The sequence below is a fragment of the Pseudomonas sp. L7 genome, assembly GCF_046605565.1.
Classification (GTDB): Bacteria; Pseudomonadota; Gammaproteobacteria; order Pseudomonadales; family Pseudomonadaceae; genus Aquipseudomonas; species Aquipseudomonas wayambapalatensis.
Window position 1 is genome coordinate 5,076,016 of the sequence record NZ_CP176784.1, and the last position, 18,273, is coordinate 5,094,288.

The 18,273-nt window shown below is 65.9% G+C and carries 15 protein-coding genes; 6 read left to right on the plus strand and 9 right to left on the minus strand.

The annotated features are described in order from the left end of the window. Window positions 1–3: 3 nt before the first annotated feature. Window positions 4–555, minus strand: a complete 552-nt coding sequence (locus tag ACK3BK_RS23225) for a cytochrome b (protein ID WP_186711853.1) — start codon at window positions 553–555, stop codon at window positions 4–6. Between the two features lie 217 nt (window positions 556–772). Beyond that, window positions 773–2,545 carry a flavin monoamine oxidase family protein gene (locus ACK3BK_RS23230; RefSeq protein ID WP_411383406.1) on the minus strand — a complete coding sequence of 591 codons (1,773 nt, stop codon included), beginning with the start codon at window positions 2,543–2,545 and terminating at the stop codon, window positions 773–775. 275 nt (window positions 2,546–2,820) lie between these two features. Here ACK3BK_RS23230 and ACK3BK_RS23235 point away from each other — a divergent pair, with 275 nt between their 5' ends. Both ACK3BK_RS23235 and ACK3BK_RS23240 read left to right on the plus strand, forming a co-directional pair. After that, window positions 2,821–4,227, plus strand: coding sequence for an adenosylmethionine--8-amino-7-oxononanoate transaminase (locus tag ACK3BK_RS23235; RefSeq protein ID WP_411383407.1), 1,407 nt, complete (start codon window positions 2,821–2,823; stop codon window positions 4,225–4,227). A gap of 122 nt (window positions 4,228–4,349) precedes the next feature. Continuing rightward, window positions 4,350–5,069, plus strand: a complete 720-nt coding sequence (locus ACK3BK_RS23240) for a 16S rRNA (uracil(1498)-N(3))-methyltransferase (protein WP_411383408.1) — start codon at window positions 4,350–4,352, stop codon at window positions 5,067–5,069. A 9-nt stretch (window positions 5,070–5,078) separates the two neighbouring features. Here ACK3BK_RS23240 and trhA read toward each other — a convergent pair whose 3' ends face one another. The 7 genes from trhA to ACK3BK_RS23275 form a co-directional block, all read right to left on the minus strand. After that, window positions 5,079–5,696, minus strand: coding sequence for a PAQR family membrane homeostasis protein TrhA (gene trhA / locus ACK3BK_RS23245; protein ID WP_186665821.1), 618 nt, complete (start codon window positions 5,694–5,696; stop codon window positions 5,079–5,081). 74 nt (window positions 5,697–5,770) lie between these two features. Continuing rightward, complete coding sequence (locus ACK3BK_RS23250; RefSeq protein ID WP_186665820.1) at window positions 5,771–6,244, minus strand: chemotaxis protein CheW; 474 nt, start codon at window positions 6,242–6,244, stop codon at window positions 5,771–5,773. Further along, a complete protein-coding gene (locus tag ACK3BK_RS23255; protein ID WP_411383409.1) occupies window positions 6,237–11,513 on the minus strand; it encodes an Hpt domain-containing protein in 5,277 nt (1,758 codons plus the stop codon). The genes ACK3BK_RS23250 and ACK3BK_RS23255 overlap by 8 nt, the downstream gene beginning before the upstream one ends. A gap of 10 nt (window positions 11,514–11,523) precedes the next feature. Continuing rightward, window positions 11,524–13,545 (minus strand): methyl-accepting chemotaxis protein, encoded by a 2,022-nt coding sequence (locus ACK3BK_RS23260; RefSeq protein WP_370671316.1) that lies wholly within the window; start codon window positions 13,543–13,545, stop codon window positions 11,524–11,526. Window positions 13,546–13,595: 50 nt separating this feature from the next. After that, the gene (locus ACK3BK_RS23265; protein WP_065863863.1) at window positions 13,596–14,150 is read right to left on the minus strand and encodes a chemotaxis protein CheW; all 555 of its coding nucleotides are present in this window, start codon (window positions 14,148–14,150) and stop codon (window positions 13,596–13,598) included. Next, entirely contained in the window at window positions 14,147–14,512 is a 366-nt protein-coding gene (gene pilH / locus ACK3BK_RS23270) for a twitching motility response regulator PilH (RefSeq protein WP_012274551.1), read from the minus strand. The genes ACK3BK_RS23265 and pilH overlap by 4 nt, the downstream gene beginning before the upstream one ends. Before the next feature lie 47 nt (window positions 14,513–14,559). Beyond that, on the minus strand, window positions 14,560–14,961 hold the full coding sequence (locus tag ACK3BK_RS23275) for a PleD family two-component system response regulator (RefSeq protein ID WP_065863864.1): 402 nt from the start codon (window positions 14,959–14,961) through the stop codon (window positions 14,560–14,562). A gap of 195 nt (window positions 14,962–15,156) precedes the next feature. On the opposite strand from ACK3BK_RS23275, the gene gshB reads away from it, so the two are divergent. The 4 genes from gshB to ruvX all read left to right on the plus strand — a co-directional run bounded on the left by gshB (window position 15,157) and on the right by ruvX (window position 18,265). After that, a complete protein-coding gene (gshB, locus tag ACK3BK_RS23280) occupies window positions 15,157–16,110 on the plus strand; it encodes a glutathione synthase (protein ID WP_186665819.1) in 954 nt (317 codons plus the stop codon). 89 nt (window positions 16,111–16,199) lie between these two features. Then, complete coding sequence (locus ACK3BK_RS23285; RefSeq protein ID WP_411383410.1) at window positions 16,200–17,099, plus strand: energy transducer TonB; 900 nt, start codon at window positions 16,200–16,202, stop codon at window positions 17,097–17,099. A gap of 171 nt (window positions 17,100–17,270) precedes the next feature. Continuing rightward, window positions 17,271–17,840: a YqgE/AlgH family protein gene (locus ACK3BK_RS23290; protein WP_186710248.1), complete on the plus strand. Its 570-nt coding sequence runs from the start codon at window positions 17,271–17,273 to the stop codon at window positions 17,838–17,840. Continuing rightward, window positions 17,840–18,265 (plus strand): Holliday junction resolvase RuvX, encoded by a 426-nt coding sequence (ruvX, locus tag ACK3BK_RS23295; RefSeq protein ID WP_054894841.1) that lies wholly within the window; start codon window positions 17,840–17,842, stop codon window positions 18,263–18,265. Before ACK3BK_RS23290 ends, ruvX begins: the two co-directional genes overlap by 1 nt. Window positions 18,266–18,273 lie beyond the last annotated feature (8 nt).

An 18,273-nucleotide genomic window follows, 5' to 3' on the forward strand; every position in this document is an offset into this window, starting at 1 on the left:
GAGTCAAGCTTTGCGGCCCAGCATACGAGTCAGGGTCGCGTCACGGTCAATGAAATGGTGCTTCAAGGCTGCCAGGGCATGCAGGATGGCGAAGATCACCAACCCCCAGGCCAGGTACAGGTGAATCACACCGGCAGTGTCCGCCTGATCGGGCAGGTTGCTGACCAGCGCCGGCACCTCGAACAGACCGAAGACCGGAATGCCGACACCGTCGGCAGTGGAGATCAGGTAGCCGGCGGCCATCACCGCAAACAACCCCAGATACAGCGCCAGGTGCCCCAGCTTGGCGGCCACGCGGGTGAGAGACCCGTGGTTGGCCGGAGCCGGTGGAGGTGGGCTGATCAAACGCCAGAGTACGCGCAGCAGCATGACTGCCAGCAATACCAGACCGATGCTCTTGTGCAGGTCGGGCCCGGCTTTGCGCCAAGGATCGTAATAGTCGAGACCGACCATCCACAGACCCAGACCGAACAACCCGAATACGACAAGGGCCACGCCCCAGTGCAGGAAGATGCTGACCGCACCATAGCGAGAAGCAGAATTGCGCAGTTGCATGTTGGCGTATTCCCCGTGAAAGCTGTGCACAAGATAACGCGATAAATATCGAATTAAAGCGGAAAAGTCCGCTTTTTATTATCGAATAAACCGATAGCTTATTTTGAATTCACCCAATTAAGTCAACATTAACAATAAGCGGGCGCGGGGGACTTGTCAGGGTAGGAACTATCGCGGGCACTTCGCAGCAACGCCACGAGGTGCCCGCCTTGGTCAATCAGTTCGCCTTGGCCTGAGTGTCGGCCGAGGGTTTCTTCTTGACGGGCTCGGCCTTTGCGGCCGCCTTCTTCACCGGCTCCGGCTTGCTGGCCTGCTTGGCAGGCGGCTTGTGCGCGGGTACGTGCTTGGCAGGTGCGGCCTTGGCCGGCGCAGCCTTGACGGGCTCCTCCTTGGCCACAGGCGCCGCAGGTGCGGCTGCCGGTGCCGGAGCTGGCGGCGCAGGTGTCGGTTCATCCACCTTGGCCACCGGCTCGGCCTTGGCCACCGGTTTATCGTCGCCACCGAACAGGCGGGAGAAGAAGCCAGGCTTGTTGTCCTTGGCGGCAGCCGCGCCGACTGCCGCAGCGCCCGCAGCTGCAGCGACCGGCGCCGCCTTGACCACTGGATCGAAGGATTTGCCGGCAGCCAGGTCCTCGATCTGGCCCGCAGCACGCTGGCCACTGCGCAGCGCGCCTTCCAGGGTGCCCGGGTAAAGTGCATCGGTGTGCTCGCCAGCAAAGGCGACACGTTGCACCGGACGCTCCCACAGGCGCCAGTACTTGCTGATCTGCCCCGGCCCATAGGCCAGGTAGGCGCCACCGGTGCCGGCATCGGTGCTGTAGCGCTTGACCTCATAACCGGTAAAGGCACCACGGGCCTGGGGGTAGAAGGCATGCAGGCGAATCAGCACCTGGTCGACCATCTGCTTGTCACCGAAGGCTTGCAGCAGGCGGGCGTTGTCGCCGGACAGGTTGATCACCACGTTGGCACCACCCTTGAGCGCCGGTTCGATCCACAGCATGCCCAGGCCTGCGTTACTGAAGATCTCGCCCGACATGCGCGAGCGGCTCTCCCACACCGGGTTCTTGAACTTGAGCAACAACTGGTCGCGCCAGCCGTAGTTGGTGCCCTTGAGCGCCGCCAGGTGCTGATTGTCCAGCCCCGGCGTCATCTGGATCTTGGCTAGCGCGCGCAGCGGCACGGCCAGGACCAGATAGTCAGCCTGATAGCCGACGGCCCCCACCTTGACGGTGACGCCGTCCTTGTCCTGGACGATGGAGGTGACCGGCGAACTGGTCTTGATGGTCTTGAGCTGCTTGACGAAGGCCTGGGCCAGTACCGGGCTGCCGCCGGGCAGGCGTGCCGCGCGCAGGTCGCGATCGCCGACTCCACGATAGACCCGGCTCTGCTGGGCGAAGTAGAGCAACGACAGGCGCGAGGGCTCGTCATAGCGGGTACGGATCTGCTGGTTGATCAACTGACGGGCGGTCGCCGGCAGTTGCAGCTTGTCCAGCCAGGTGGAGACGTTGATCTGATCGAGGGCGAACAGCGTGCTGTTGGCCGCCGGGTTCAGCGGATCATCGATCGAACGGGCCAGGTCATCGAGGGTCTTCTCGTAGCGCTTGATCGCCTCGGCGGTCGCGGGCTGCTTGGTGGCGAGGTCGGCCGCGCTGAAGTACTCGCCGTCGATCAGGTAGCCTGGGGTACGCACGAACTCGGGCGCAGGCAAGGTTTCCAGCTTGAAGCGGTCCAGGTACTGATTGAGTACCGGCTGCGCCTTGTTGTTGCCGATCCACTCGCTGGTCGCCAGCCCCGAACGGCCACCCATGCCGCTCTTGGCTTCGAGCAGGGTCACCTGCCAGCCCTTGGCCTGCAGCTCGTAGGCCGCCGTCAGACCTGCCAGGCCACCGCCGACGACAATCGCCGTGGGGGTCTTGTCCTTTGCCAGCGCGCCCGCGCTGGATGCACCAATCAATACCAACGCGCACAGGCGCACCCAAGCAGCAGCCATGTCGGCGAACTCCGGATCAGAAGCGAAATGTAAGCGGGGAGGATTTCCCCGGGAGAGATGCGTTAAGAATACGTCAGGTCCTGGGAGCCTGCCAGCACAGCGCTATCAAGTGCTTCGAATGGTTCAGGTTTCTGTGGTGGCTCCTTTGCGGCGGTTCGGCGCCCCGACAAGCCCGCTCCTGCAGAAGCCAGCACAAAACCCAAGGTTGTTCCTGTGGGTGCCTTTGCTTAGGCTTACACCGTCCTACACGCCACCCCAGCCAGGAGATCTGCCCCATGGGCCTGAATCAACAGTGGATGCAGCGCGACCTCAAGGTCCTCTGGCACCCCTGCACCCAGATGAAAGACCACGAGAGCCTGCCGCTGATCCCGATCCGCCGTGGCGAGGGCGTCTGGCTCGAGGACTTCGAGGGCAAGCGCTATCTGGACGCCGTCAGCTCCTGGTGGGTCAACGTCTTCGGCCATGCCAACCCGCGCATCAACCAGCGCATCAAGGACCAGGTCGACCAGCTCGAACACGTGATCCTTGCAGGCTTCAGCCATCAGCCGGTGATCGAGCTGTCCGAGCGCCTGGTGGCCATGACCCCGGCCGGGCTGGACCGGGTGTTCTACGCCGACAACGGCTCGTCATGCATCGAAGTGGCGCTGAAGATGAGCTTCCACTACTGGCAGAACAAGGGCCAAGGCGCCAAGAAGCGCTTCGTCACCCTGACCAACAGCTACCACGGCGAAACCATCGCCGCGATGTCGGTCGGCGATGTGCCGCTGTTCACCGAAACCTACAAGGCCCTGCTGCTCGACACCATCAAGGTGCCCAGCCCCGATTGCTACCTGCGCCCCGAAGGCATGGGTTGGGAGGAGCACTCGCGCAAAATGTTCGCAGCCATGGAGCAGACCCTGGCCGAACACCACGCCACGATCGCCGCAGTCATCGTCGAGCCGCTGATCCAGGGCGCGGGCGGCATGCGCATGTATCACCCGGTCTATCTCAAGCTGCTGCGTGAAGCCTGCGACCGGTACGGTGTGCACCTGATCCATGACGAAATCGCCGTCGGCTTCGGCCGCACCGGCACGATGTTCGCCTGCGAGCAGGCCGGTATCCGCCCCGACTTCCTCTGCCTGTCCAAGGCCCTGACCGGTGGCTACCTGCCGCTCGCCGCCTGCCTGACCACCGATGACGTGTACCAGGCCTTCTACGACGACTACCCGACCCTGCGCGCCTTCCTCCATTCGCACAGCTACACCGGCAACCCGCTGGCCTGCGCCGCAGCGCTGGCGACCCTGGACATCTTCGAGCAGGACCAGGTGATCGACGCCAACAAGGCGCTGTCGGCGCGCATGGCCAGCGCCACCGCGCATCTGGTCGATCACCCGAACGTGGCCGAAGTGCGCCAGACCGGCATGGCCCTGGCCATCGAGATGGTCAAGGACAAGGCCGGCAAGGTCGCCTACCCATGGCAGGAACGCCGCGGCCTGAAGGTCTTCGAGCATGCCCTTGCGCGCGGCGCGCTGTTGCGTCCGCTGGGCAGCGTGGTGTATTTCCTGCCGCCCTACGTGATCACCCCGGAGCAGATCGACTTCCTGGCCGAAGTGGCCAGCGAAGGCATCGATATCGCCACCCGTGACAGCGTCAGCGTGGCGGTGCCGGCCGATTTCCATCCCGACTTCCGCGATCCGGGCTAACTATCACCTAACCCTGTAGGAGCGGGCTTGCCCGCGGATGCTGCGGTGCTGCCATTGACGCATTCGCGGGCAAGCCCGCTCCTACAGAGGACGATGTCCACCCCCCTATTCCGAGCCAAACCATGAGACTGTCCCGCTTCTTCATCGACGCCCCGCTAAGCCTTGGTGAGCACGAGCTGCCCGAGGCCCAGGCCCACTACATCGGCCGCGTGCTGCGCATGACCGCCGGCGCCGCCGTGCAATTGTTCGACGGCAGCGGCCAGGAATACCTCGGCCAGTTGCTTGAAGTAGGCAAGAAATCCGTGCGCGTCAGCCTCGACCAGGCCCTGCCCGGCCAGCCCGACTCGCCGCTGCACATCCACCTCGGCCAGGGGCTGTCCCGCGGCGAGCGCATGGACTGGGCGATCCAGAAGGCCACCGAGCTGGGCGTCAACGAAATCACCCCGATCGTCAGCGAGCGCTGCGAAGTACGCCTGAAGGATGAGCGTGCCGACAAGCGCCTGGCCCACTGGCGCCAGGTGGCGATCAGCGCCTGCGAACAATGCGGGCGCTCCACCCTGCCCGTGATCCATCCGCCGGTGACCCTGGCCGAATGGCTGAAAGACAGCGAGGCCGAGCTCAAGCTGGTCCTGCACCCGGTGGCCGAGCCACTGACCAGCCACGACAAGCCCGCACGCCTGGCCTTCCTGATCGGCCCTGAAGGCGGCCTGAGCGATGCCGAAGTCGATCAGGCCAAGGGCGCCGGCTTCCACGCCGCCCGCCTCGGCCCCCGCGTACTGCGCACCGAGACCGCGCCGGTGGTGGCGCTGTCGGTGGCGCAGCAGCTGTGGGGCGATTTCTAGGCTCAGCCCCTAGAGCACATAGAAGGACACCGCGACGAAGTGCATCAGGCTGCCAGCGATGACGAACAGGTGCCAGATGCCGTGCCAGTGACGAAAGCGGCTGTCGAAGGCGAAGAAGATGATGCCGACGGTGTACAACACACCGCCGGCCGCCAGCCAGGCAAAGCCGGCGCCGCCAAGGCTGTAGAGCAGCGGCTTGACCGCCACCAGCACGATCCAGCCCATCACCGCGTAGATGATGATCGACAGCACCCGCGCCTCGGAGCGCGGCTTGATCTCCTGGAGCATGCCGATCACCGCCAGCCCCCAGACGATGCCGAACAGGCTCCAGCCCCAGGGCCCGCGCAGGCTGACCAGGCAGAACGGTGTATAGCTGCCGGCGATGAGCAGGTAGATCGACAGGTGATCGAGCTTGCGCATGACCACCTTGGCCCGGCCGCGCGTGCTGTGATAAAGCGTGGAAATGCTGTAGAGCAACAGCAGCGTAAAGCCGTAGATGGAGAAGCTGACGATCTTCCAGGGGTCGCCCTGCAAGCCCGCGACGACGATCAGCCAGATGGCACCGATACAGGCCAGGACGGCACCGACCAGGTGGGTCCAGGCATTGAAGCGTTCACCGTAGTACATGCAGAGTCTGACCTCCACAAGGTCAATGGGTTCCTGACAGGCAGTGGTGCGATAGGGCCCGCAACAGCACCATCCTACTGCACCAAAGGTTGCAGATCCGCGTCACGCACCAGCCGCTCGAGCGCCGCCAGGTCAGGCACCCGCGCCACCTGATCGCCCACCTGTACCGCCGCCAGCTCCATTGCCCCCAGTGGCACGTCCACATAGTTCAACTGGCTGTCGAGCTTGCACGAGCGCGGAATCCCCTGCAGCAGCACCGCCAGGTAGCGCAGCCCGGTATCGCCCAGGGCGTTGAGCACGACAATCCGCGCCCGCTCGCCACAAGGCGTCTCGCCCCCACAGGCCGCCTCGAAGCCGATGAGCGGCAAGCGCTGCTGGCGCCAGTCGATCCAGCCCATGTGCCAGGCCGGCTGGTGCCGCTCGCAGACGAACGCACGCTCACCGATCAGCTCGGCGACGGCGACATTGGGCAGCACCAGGGTGCGGTCGCCCAGGGGCAGCAACAGGCCGGTGAGGCTGCTGCGCTGGCCGGCGATATGTTCAAGCATGGGGCTTGCTCCAGTGGGCTATGCTCTGCAGCAGGAGCGACTCCTGGTAAGGCTTGCCGAGGTATTCGTTGACGCCGATGGCCATGGCTCGGTCGCGGTGCTTCTGACCGGTACGCGAGGTGATCATGATGATTGGCAGGTCGTGCAGTCGGTTGTCGCGCCGCACCCGCGTCGCCACTTCGAAGCCGTCCATGCGCGGCATTTCGATGTCCAGCAGCAGCACATCAGGGCGGTGCTCCTCCAGCAGGGCCATGGCATCGACCCCGTCCTTGGCGGTCAACACGCTCATGCCATGACGTTCCAGCAGGCGGCTGGTGACCTTGCGCACGGTGACCGAGTCGTCGACCACCATCACCAGCAACGGCCGCCGCGCTGCCGGGCCGAACAGTTGGCGCCGCTCGCCATCGCCCACCGGCAACCGCGCCAGGCGCCGCTGCTGGCCACGCAGCTGACCGAGCAGGTCGAGAATCAGCACCACCCGCCCATCACCGAGCAAGGTCGCACCCGACAACCCCGGCACCGCAGCGAACTGCGGCCCCAGGCTTTTCACCACGATCTCGCGGCTCGGCGACAGGCCATCGGCCTGGATCGCGAACGACTGCTCCTGGGCATGCACCAGCAGCACCGGCAAGGGCAGGCTTTGCCCCAGCAGGCGCGGCCGAGCGACATCCTGCAGCAGCTCGCCCAGATAGCGCAGGTCGTAGGCGTGCCCAGCATAGTGATAGCGTGGCGGGTCCAGTTGGTAGCAGGCCTCGAGCTCGGCGGGCGGCACGCGGACGATGCCCTCGATGGTGTTGAGCGGGATGGCGTACTGTTCCTCGCCCAGGTGCACCATCAGTGCCCGGTTCAGCGACACCGTGAACGGCAGGCGGATCTGGAAGCGTGCCCCCTTGCCAGGGCTGGACTCGATGCTCATCGAGCCGCCCAACTGCTTGACCTCTTCATGGACCACGTCCATGCCCAGCCCGCGCCCGGAAATCTGGGTGATCTTCTCTGCCGTGGAAAAGCCCGGACGCAGGATGAACTGCAGAATCTCGTGATCGCTGAGCTGCGCCTGCGGCGCCAGCAAGCCACGCTTGATGGCCTTCTTGCGCACCGCCTCCAGCGGCACCCCGGCACCGTCGTCACTCATCTCGATGACGATATCGGCGCCCTCGTGCAGCAGATTGAGGTGGATGGTGCCCTGCTCCGGCTTGCCTGCCGCCAGGCGCACCTCGCGCGGTTCAAGGCCATGGTCGACAGCATTGCGTAGCATGTGCTCCAGTGGCGCGACCATGCGCTCCAGTACGCTGCGATCCAGCTCGCCCTCGGCGTTGCCGACCACCAGTTCGACCTGTTTGCCCAGCTCGCTCGCCACCTGCCGCACCACGCGCTGCAGGCGTGGCACCAGGCGCTCGAAAGGCACCATCAGGGTGGCGGTCAGGCCTTCCTGCAACTGACTGTTGACCCGCGCCTGCTGCTGCAGCAGGCCGTGCGCCTCCTGGGCGCGCAAGGCAAGAGTTTCCTTGAGGTCGAGCAGGTCGGAAGCCGACTCGAACAACGCCCGCGACAGCTGCTGCAACTGCGAGTGACGGTCCATTTCCAGCGGGTCGAAGTCGTCGTAGGCGTCGCCCTCGGCCTGCCAGCGGCTGGACATGCGGCCCTGGGTTTCGTTGTCCAGGCGCAGCAACTGGTCGCGCATGCGCTCCAGGGTGGTTTCCATTTCGCTCAGGGCGAACTGTGCATCGTTGACCTGCTGCTCGATGCGACCACGAATGATCGCATGCTCGCTGGCCAGGTTGCCCAGGTCGTCGAGCAGTTCGGCATCGACCTTGACCATGTCACCGGGCGCGCGCTCCGGTGCGGCGGCCGGTACGTCGAGCGGCGCGGCCTCCACCGGCGGCTGGCCGGCAGCGCTGTCGGTCAGCGCCGCGCTGGAGAAGTTGCGGATGTAGTCGATCAGCGCCGTCGCGGCGTGCAGCGGCTGCCCCAGGCGCACGGCGTCGAGCATGTGCGCGAGGCGGTCGTGGCAGTTCTGCAGCAGGCTGAACAGCGCAGGCGTCGGTGGCAGGCGGCCAGCGGCGAGCAGCTCGTAGAGAAATTCCAGCTCGTGGGCCAGGTCGCCGATGGCGGCGATTTCCACCATGCGCGCGCCGCCTTTGAGGGTGTGCAGGTCGCGCAGCAGGTTTTCCACCTCAACACTGCTGCGCGGATCGGCCTGCCAGCGCGCCAATGCAGCTGCAGCGCTTTCGACGATGTCCGAGCTTTCTTCGAGGAAGACTTCCAGCAGCTCCTTGTCGCCGGGGGTTTCTGCACCCTCCGGCTCGCTGCTTGGCGCATGGCGGAACTCACGCAACTCACCAAGCAGTGCCACCGCCGAAGACGGCACCTGGCCCTGGCGCAGGCTGTCGAGCATCTGGCCCAGCGCCGCATGGCTGCGCTGCAGCAGCTCGAACAGTGCCTTGCTGGCGCCCAATCGGCGGTCGACCACGCCTTCGTAGAGCAACGCCAGCTCCTGGGCGAGCACCTCGATGGCGCCAATCGCGGCCATCTGCGCACCGCCGCGCAAGGTCTGCACATCGTGCTGCAGCGCGGACACCGCGCAACTGCCGTCAGGCTCCTGCCGCCAGCGCTGCAAAGCCTGGTCGGCGCTGTCGAGAATGTCGCCGGCCTCTTCGAGGAACAATTGCACCACTGCCGGCTCCGGCAGGTCCATGGCAGTGGCCAATGGTGTCACGCCCTGCTCGCCCACCAGCCCGGTTGCCGCCGGGTCGAGCGCCCCGTCCAGCAGCGCACGCAAGCCATCCAGGCACTCGCTGCGCGGGGTGACTTCCTGCCCCGCGGCAATCTCGTCGAGCATGTCGATCAGGGCTTCATGAGCCTGCCGCGCCTGGGAGAAGAAATGCCCGTCGGCGACCAGGCTGCCTTCCTCCACCGCCCCGTACAGATCGAGCAGCGCTTCGCAAAGCTCATCCACCTGCCAGAAATCGGCCAGGTGCGCGCCGTGGGCCAGGGTCGTCAGCTCGTCAAGCAGCGTGTCCAGCTCCTGGCGTTCGCGCGGGTGCTCCTGCCAGCGCGACAACAGCGACTCGGCATCGAGCAGAATATCCATCCCCTGGGCCAGGAAACTGGCGATCAGTTGCGGATCCCGGCGGCTACGGCGGGTGTGCGACGCCCCATCCTGCAGCACCGCCAGGCGCGCATCCACCGCTTCGCCGACCTGCTCGATCAGTTGCGCAGCGCCAGGAATCGGTGCCAGCGGTGTGCGCTCAAGCTGGGCCAGGCCCAGCTGGAACAGGCGGCGCGACGTTTCCAGCCATTCGATATCCGCCACTTCCAACGGCAGTTGGTGCGCCTTGTATTCACGCGCCAGGCGGTCGAAGGCGGTGGCCAGCTCCGCGATCGGCATCACCCCGGCCATGGCCGCACTGCCCTTGAGGGTATGCAGCGCGCGTTGCAGGCTGTCGCTGACCTGGGTGTCCTGGCCATCGGCAGCCGTGAGGAAACTGTCGAGGCTGGCCAGATGGCCTTGGGCCTCGTTGCGGAAAATCTCCAGCAGGTGCGGGTCGAGCCCGTCATCGGCACTGGCCGGCGCCTTGTCGTTGACAGCCAGGACATGCAAGTGGCCGCTGAGCTGCTCGACATCGGCCAACCGAGGTATCTGGCCGGCAGCGAAGTCGGCGAGCAGATCGGGCAGGTGGACGAGGGCCTGCTGCAGGGCCACAGCGCCCTCGCCGCTCAGTACGATGCGCCCTTCCAGCACACGATTGAGCAGATGCTCGGCCGCCCAGGCCAGCTCGGCCACGGCACCTGCGTGCACCATCCGCCCGCTGCCCTTTAACGTATGCAGGGCACGGCGCAATTCGATCAACGCCTCGCGCTGCTGATTGTCGGCGCGCCAGCGCAACCATTGGCGCTCGATCTCCGGCAACAGCTCGCCGGCCTCTTCGAGGAACACCTGGCGCAACTCGTCGTCGATGCCGTCATCCGGTATCTGCGCGGTGGCGCTCACGGCCTCGTGGCTGCAGCGCAGCCCCAGCGCGGCCAGGCTTGCAAAGGCCATGTCGAGGAAACGCTGGGCATCTGCCAGCGGATCGGCTACACGCCATTGCAGGTAGCACTCCACGGCGCTCAAGGCCTCGGCCAGGTGGGTCAACTCCTGCTCCGGGGGCTCCTGATCGAGGTGCGACAGCCAACCTTGCACATAGTCGGCCGACACTCCGAAGACCTCGGAGGCGGCCGGCAGCATCAGCATCGCCAACGCACCACGAACCTGCTGCAGCAGGCCCGGCAGGGGCTGCAGACGCTGGCGCGGCCAACCGGATTCCAGGCAGTCGCCGATCAGGTCCTTGGCCTGCTGCAACACCGAGAGCGACTCCTCGAACACCCGCTGGCGGGTCTCGGTCACGTCCGAGCCGGGCATGCCGCTTTCCAGGCCCTCGGCAAGGCCGCCGACCATGCCGTTGAGCGTCGCCTCCACGTACAACAGGGCACCGGCCACATCCATCAGCACCGCATCGTCCACGGCACGTTCGCCCTGGGCCAGGGCCTGCAAGGCGAGCACCTGATCGATGATGACCCGGCGCGGCTGCTGGAAACCCAGCACTGCGAGGGTATCGGCTACATGGCGCAGCGGCGCGACCAGCACATCGAGCGGGTCGCGCTGCTCGTTATCACCCCGTACGAACGGGTCGAGCCGCTCCTTGATCCGCACCAGGTCGTCGCACAGGGCAGTGATCACCGAGCGCAGGGCATCGCGGCCCTGGCCGGCCTGCAACTGGTCGCGCCAGTTGCCCAGCGACAGGTCGAGGTTGGCCAGATCGTTGGCCCCCGCCAGGCGCTGCGCCGCTTCTCCCATCAGGCTGTCCTGGGCCAGCGGCTCGGCGCCACGGCACAGGCGCAACTGGTTGAGCAACGGCAACACCACCAACGGCAGGTCGTGGCGCGCACCCCGCAGGCGCTCGAGATAGGGCGGCAATTGCTCGAGGCCGCGGAACAGCGCGCCCAGGCAATCGCCACGCGGGCTGACCTGGCCCTCGAAGAGGGCGCGCCCGAGCAACTCCAGCTCCTCGGCCAGACGCGCTGCGCCATTGAGCTCGAGCATCGTCAGGCACCCTTGTACCTGATGCAGGTTGTCGACGAAGAACCCCAGCAAGGCCGGGTCGCCCGGCTCGCTGGAAAAACGCTCCAGCGCCTGGCGCGCCTGGCCCAGGCAATCGGCGATGGCCGCCTTGGTCCAGCTAAGGGCGACGGTGTCGTGACGTTCGGGGCTCATTGCCGTAACGGCCATCGGCCTCTCCTCAGCGCCGCTCGGCCGGGGCCGGCAGGGTGAAACCAGACACCGAACGGCGCATCTCGCTGGCCATTCTGGCCAAGTGACGGATGCTGTCGGCGGTAGCGCCGGAACCGGCGGAGGTCTGCGCGGTGATCTGCTGGATCACCGCCATGGTGTGGGAAATCTGCCCGGCCGAGGATGTCTGCAGTTGCGCCGCGTCGGAAATGCTGTGGATCAACTCGGCCAGGTTCTGCGACACGCCCTCGATTTCAGCCAGGGCCACGCCGGCGTCCTGGGCAAGACGCGCACCGCGCACCACTTCGGCGGTGGTCTGCTCCATGGAGATCACCGCTTCGTTGGTATCGGCCTGGATGGTCCGCACCAGTGCTTCGATCTGTCGGGTCGCCGACGACGAGCGTTCAGCCAGGCGCTGTACCTCGTCGGCGACCACGGCGAAGCCGCGCCCGGCTTCACCCGCCAGCGAGGCCTGGATCGCCGCATTGAGGGCCAGGATGTTGGTCTGCTCGGCAATGTCGTCGATCAGGCTGACAATGTCACCGATTTCCTGGGAAGACTCGCCCAGACGCTTGATGCGCTTGGCGGTGTCCTGGATCTGCTCGCGGATGTTGTCCATGCCATGGATGGTGTTGTGCACCACCTCGTTGCCCTTGTTGGCGATGGCCACCGAGCGCTCGGCGACCTTGGCCGACTCGTAGGCGTGGGCGGAAACCCGGTCGATCGACTCGACCATGTCGCCCACCGCCAGCGACGCTTCGCTGATCTGGTCGGCCTGGTGTTCCGAGGCCTTGGCCAGCTGGCGTGCGGTGTTCTGGGTGTCCTGCACCGCAGCGGCAACCTGCTCGGCACTGTGGTTGATGGTCGCCACCAGGTCGCGCAACTGGTCTACCGAGAAGTTGATCGAGTCGGCGATGGCGCCGGTGAAATCCTCGGTGACCGACACCGTGACGGTCAGGTCGCCATCGGCCAGCTCTTCGATTTCATCGAGCAGGCGCATGATCGCCTGCTGGTTGCGCTCGTTCTTCTCCGCCGTGTCGCGCAGTTGCCGGTTGGTGGCGCGGACCATCACCAGGCCGATGAGGATGATCGAGGCCAGCGCCAGCAGGCCGAGCACGTAGCCGCCGACGGTATCGAGGGTGCGCCCGGCGAGGTTCTCGAAACCGTTGGCCAGGTGCGAGGCTTCGTCGAGCAGGGTCTGCGACAGGCTGAAGATATTGCTCGCCGCCTCGCGCACCCGCAGCAGTTCCGGTGAAGTTTCGAGAATTTCGTCGACCGAGCCGGAAACGAACTGGAACAGCTCGGCGATCTCGGCCAGGCGCGCGCGGGCGTCCGGGTCTTCGACACGGGTCACCTGGATCGCCGGATTGCCGCCGAGCATGCCTTCGAGCACCTGGCCGAAGCGGCTGGCATCACGGCCGAAGGTGTCGGCGGCCTGCACCGAGGTATCGTCACCGGCCAGCACGGTATTGACCGAACCGAGAATCCGCTCGGCCAACAGCAACTGGCGCTGGGCCACGGCCACCTGGCTGGCCGGTGCACCGCTCTGCAGCAGGATTTCCACAACCTTTTCGTACTCGACCTGCAACTGGGGCACGGTTTCGGCCAGGGTTGCCGCCACCTGGTGCAAGGACAGCACGGTCTGCTCGCTGGCCAGGATGGTGTCGGTGTTGCGCCGCAGGTTCTCCCAGTCCTGGCGCACCGCGTCCATTTCGTCGCGCACCGTGGCCGGTGCGGGCGGCAGGCCGGTGGCCTTGTCACCCTCGCGCAGGTACTTCCAGCGGCGCTCGAAATCGTTGCGGGCATCGGACAGCAGCCTGAACGCCAGGGCCTTGCCCGCCGCCGCCTCGGTGGCGTTCTTGGCGATGCGCTGGGACAGCACGCGCAGCTCGCCGGCATGGCCGATGTACTGCTTGTCGTGGTTGGACTGGGTATTGAGGTAGGCGAAGTTGGCGAACAGCAGCACGATCGACAGGATCAGCACCACAAACAGTACGGTGATCTGCGCCGTGCTGCGCGGGCGCTGGGCCACGGCTTCGGGAACGACGGTTGGAGCGGGCTTGTTCACTGTCGCAGGGTCCTCTACAACGCCACATCGAGAAAGCCCGGCGCCTGGGCCAGGGCGAAGGGGCTGAAGATCGCCCAGTTGCGCTCACGGGGGAAATGCCCCTGGACGAAACGCGCCGCGGCGCGGATCAGTGGCTGCGGCGGCGACAGCTCCAGGCTGCTCAGGTCGAAATGTTGCAAGCCGACCACTTCGTCCACCAGCAAGCCGACGAACAGGTCGTCATGGTCCAGCACCAGCACGCGGCGCTGCTTGCCCGAGGCCGCCGGCCCAAGGCCGAAGAACGCCGACAGGTCCATCACCGGCAGCAGGCGACCGCGCAGGTTGGCCACGCCGCACACCCATGGCTGCACCCCAGGCACCCGGCTGCTGCGCGGCTCGCGCAACACTTCGGCCACCTCACCCATGGGGGCGACGAACCACTGCCCGGCGATGCGAAAACCGATACCGCTCCACTGCTGCAGGCGCGTGTCCTGCAGCGGCTGGTCGGCCACCAAGAGGCGGCAGCGGCGGTCGATGTCCAGCAACAGCTCGAAGGCGGTCAGCGACGCACCCTGGGGGCGCGTGGTCAAGCGCCCAGCACCTCTTTGAGCTTGGCGATCAGCGCGTCTTCTTCCACCGGCTTGGTCAGGAAATCGCGGGCACCCTGGCGCGTGGCCCAGATGCGGTCGGTTTCCTGGTCCTTGGTGGTGACCACGATCACCGGGATGGCGCTGGTTTCCGGGTCCTTGCTGAGCTGACGGGTGGCCTGGAAGCCGTTCATGCCGGGCATGACGATGTCCATCAGCACCGCATCCGGCTTGTCCTGGCGGGCCAGGGCCACGCCATCGGCACCGTTGCTGGCCTTGAGCACCTGGTAGCCATGCTTTTCGAGCCATTCGGTCAATCTGTACATCTCTGTCGGCGAGTCGTCGACAATCAGCACTCGGGCCATACGGTTTCCCCATCAGGAAAATGAAGACCGCGCCAGGGCGGGCGCGGTCAGGGTGCGTGTTGTGCCTGCACGGCGAATCCGGGCACGTGGGCACGGATCGCGTCGAGCAGTTCTTCCTTGCTGAACGGTTTGGTGAGGAACTGATCCGAGCCGACCACCCGGCCGCGGGCCTTGTCGAACAGGCCATCACGCGAGGACAGCAGGATCACCGGGATATCCTTGAACGCACTGTTGTGCTTGATCACCGCGCAGGTCTGGTAACCGTCCAGGCGCGGCATCAGTACATCGACGAAGATGATCCGCGGCTTGTGATCGACGATCTTGGCCAGGGCATCGAAACCGTCGCTGGCGGTGATCACCTCGCAACCCACCTCGCCCAGCAGCATCTGGGCGGTGCGGCGGATGGTGCGGGAATCGTCGATCACCATCACCTTCAGGGGCTGTTCCATGAAATGCGTCACCCATCGCCAAGCCAGGAATGAAACCTCGAGGGCTGCGATGCAGCGCTCTGACTGGCATTTTTAACACAGTCCGGGTAGGCATTCCATCTGCCTCCCCCCTTGACCGGCCGCGTTCCCGGCGCCACCCTGAGCCACTTTTCTTTCGTGCCATCGCGGCCACCTGCCGCCAAGAGGAATTACCCCATGAGCGTTCGCCTCGGGATTGTCATGGACCCCATCGCGTCCATTTCCTACAAGAAGGACAGCTCGCTGGCCATGCTGCTGGCGGCGCAGGAGCGCGGCTGGAGCCTGTTCTACATGGAACAGCGCGACCTCTACCTGGGTGCCGGCCAGGCCCGCGCGCAGATGCGCCCGCTGAAGGTGTTCGCCGATCCGGCGCGCTGGTTCGAACTGGGCGATGAGCAGGACAGCGCGTTGAGCGAGCTGGATGTGATCCTGATGCGCAAGGATCCACCCTTCGACATGGAGTTCGTCTACAGCACCTACCTGCTGGAGCAGGCCGAGCGCGAAGGCGTGCTGATCGTCAACAAGCCGCAGAGCCTGCGCGACTGCAACGAGAAGCTGTTCGCCACCCAGTTCCCGCAGTGCATGGCGCCGACCCTGGTCAGCCGCCGCGCCGACATCCTGCGCGCCTTCGCCACCACCCATGGCGATGTGATCCTCAAGCCGCTCGACGGCATGGGCGGCGCGTCGGTGTTCCGCCACCGCCAGGGCGACCCGAACCTCTCGGTGATCCTCGAAACCCTGACCCAGCATGGCCACCAGCAGATCATGGCGCAGGCCTACCTGCCGCAGATCGTCGATGGCGACAAGCGCATCCTGATGATCGACGGCGAGCCGGTGCCCTACTGCCTGGCACGCATCCCGGCCAGCGGCGAGACCCGAGGCAACCTGGCCGCCGGCGGCCGTGGCGAAGCCCGTCCGCTGACCGAGCGCGACCGCTGGATCGCCGCCCAGGTCGGCCCGACCCTGCGCGAAAAGGGCCTGCTGTTCGTCGGCCTGGACGTGATTGGCGACTCGCTGACCGAGATCAACGTCACCAGCCCGACCTGCATCCGCGAGATCGATGCGGCCTACAACACCAATATCGGCGGCCAGCTGATGGACGCCATTGATCGCAAGCTCAAGGCGCGCTGACCGCCGACGCGGAGCAAAACCCTGGAGTGGGGTATGATGCCGGTCCATTTCACTCGACCTGCTGCCCCACTGCGGTTGCTGGATACCCGATGACGCTGCCTGCCGACATCCCCTCCGACCTGCTGCCACCGCGCGTTCGCCCGGTGGACCGGCTCGGCTTCACGCTTTTCCTGGCCGCGCTGGTGCACCTGGCGCTGATCCTCGGGGTGGGCTTCAGCGTGGTCAAGCCCGCCGAAATCCGCCAGACCATGGACATCACCCTGGCCACCTTCAAGCGCGAAAAGCCGCCCGAAAAAGCCGACTACCAGGCCCAGGACAACCAGCAGGGCAGTGGCACCCTGGACAAGAAAGCCGTGCCCACCACCACCGAGGTGGCGCCGTTCCAGGACAGCAAGGTCAACAAGATCACCCCGCCCCCTACGGCCCGGCCGGAAACGCCTGCGGCGCCGGAAAAGTCAGTGGTGACCACCAAGGCGCCGAAACCGCAGAAAGCCGAGACCGCGCCAAAGGAAAGCAAGCCTCAACCCAAGCCTCCCGCGCCTGTGCCGGACTTCGACAGCTTGCAACTGTCGAGCCAGATCGCCAGCCTCGAAGCCGAGCTGTCCAACGAACAGCAGCTGTATGCCAAGCGTCCACGCATCCATCGCCTCAACGCCGCCTCGACCATGCGCGACAAAGGCGCCTGGTACAAAGAGGAGTGGCGCAAGAAAGTCGAGCGCATCGGCAACCTCAACTACCCGGAAGAAGCCCGGCGCCAGCAGATGTACGGCAGCCTGCGGATGATGGTGTCGATCAACCGCGACGGTTCGCTGTATGAAGTGCTGGTGCTCGAATCCTCCGGGCAACCGGTGCTGGACCAGGCCGCCCAGCGCATCGTGCGCCTGGCGGCCCCGTTTGCGCCGTTCACCGGCGATCTGGCGGAGTTCGACCGACTGGAGATCATCCGCACCTGGCGCTTCGCGCGCGGCGACCGGTTGTCGAGCAACTGATCGGTGCGGGCTGTGCCGGCCCATCGCGGGACAAGCCCGCTCCCACAGGTACCCCGCAGATAGCAAATACAGCGAAGTACCTGTGGGAGCGGGCTTGCCCCGCGATGGGGCCGTTACGGACACCGCACAGCCAGCTTGTCAGCCTCGCCACCTGACGCCACACTACCCCTCATGAAAACCCTCACGCCGAGCTACCTCAAGCACCAGTTCCTGATTGCCATGCCGCACATGGCCGATCCGAACTTTGCCCAGACCCTCACCTACATCGTCGAGCACAACGCCAACGGCGCCATGGGCCTGGTGGTCAATCGCCCGCAGGAGCTGAACCTGGCCGATATCCTCGAGCAGTTGCGCCCGGATGAGGAACCGCCTGCCAGCACCCTGCAGATCCCGATCTACCAGGGCGGCCCGGTGCAGACCGACCGCGGCTTCGTCCTGCACAGCGCCGAATGCAGCTACCAGGCCACCATCGAGCTGCAAGGCCTGTCGCTGTCGACATCTCAGGATGTGCTGTTCGCCATCGCCGAGGGCGTCGGCCCGAAGCAGAGTCTGATCACCCTGGGCTACGCCGGCTGGGAAGCCGGGCAGCTCGAGGCGGAACTGGCCGATAACGCCTGGCTCAACTGCCCGTTCGACCCCGAGATCCTCTTCGGCATGGCCTGCGAGCAGCGCCTGCAGGCCGCCGCGCAAAGCCTGGGGATCAACCTCAGCCTGCTGACCAGCCAGGCAGGGCACGCCTGATGGCCGAGCTGCGCCTGCTGCTGGGCTTCGACTACGGCACCCGCCAGATCGGCGTCGCCGTCGGCCAGGTCATCACTGGCCAGGCCCGCGAACTGTGTACGCTCAAGGCACAGAACGGTGTGCCGGACTGGAACCAGGTCGAGAAACTGATCAAGGAATGGAAACCCGACGCCATCGTCGTCGGCCTGCCGCTGAACATGGACGGCACGCCCAGCGAGATGAGCGAACGCGCGGAGAAGTTCGCCCGCCGCCTGCACGGACGCTACAACCTGCCGGTGCACACCCACGATGAACGCCTGACCACCTTCGAGGCCAAGGGCGAACAGATGGCCCGTGGCGGCCAGCGTGGCAGCTACCGCGACAACCCGGTCGACGCCATCGCCGCGGCACTGCTGCTGCAGGGCTGGCTGGAGGCCAATACCTGACCATCCGC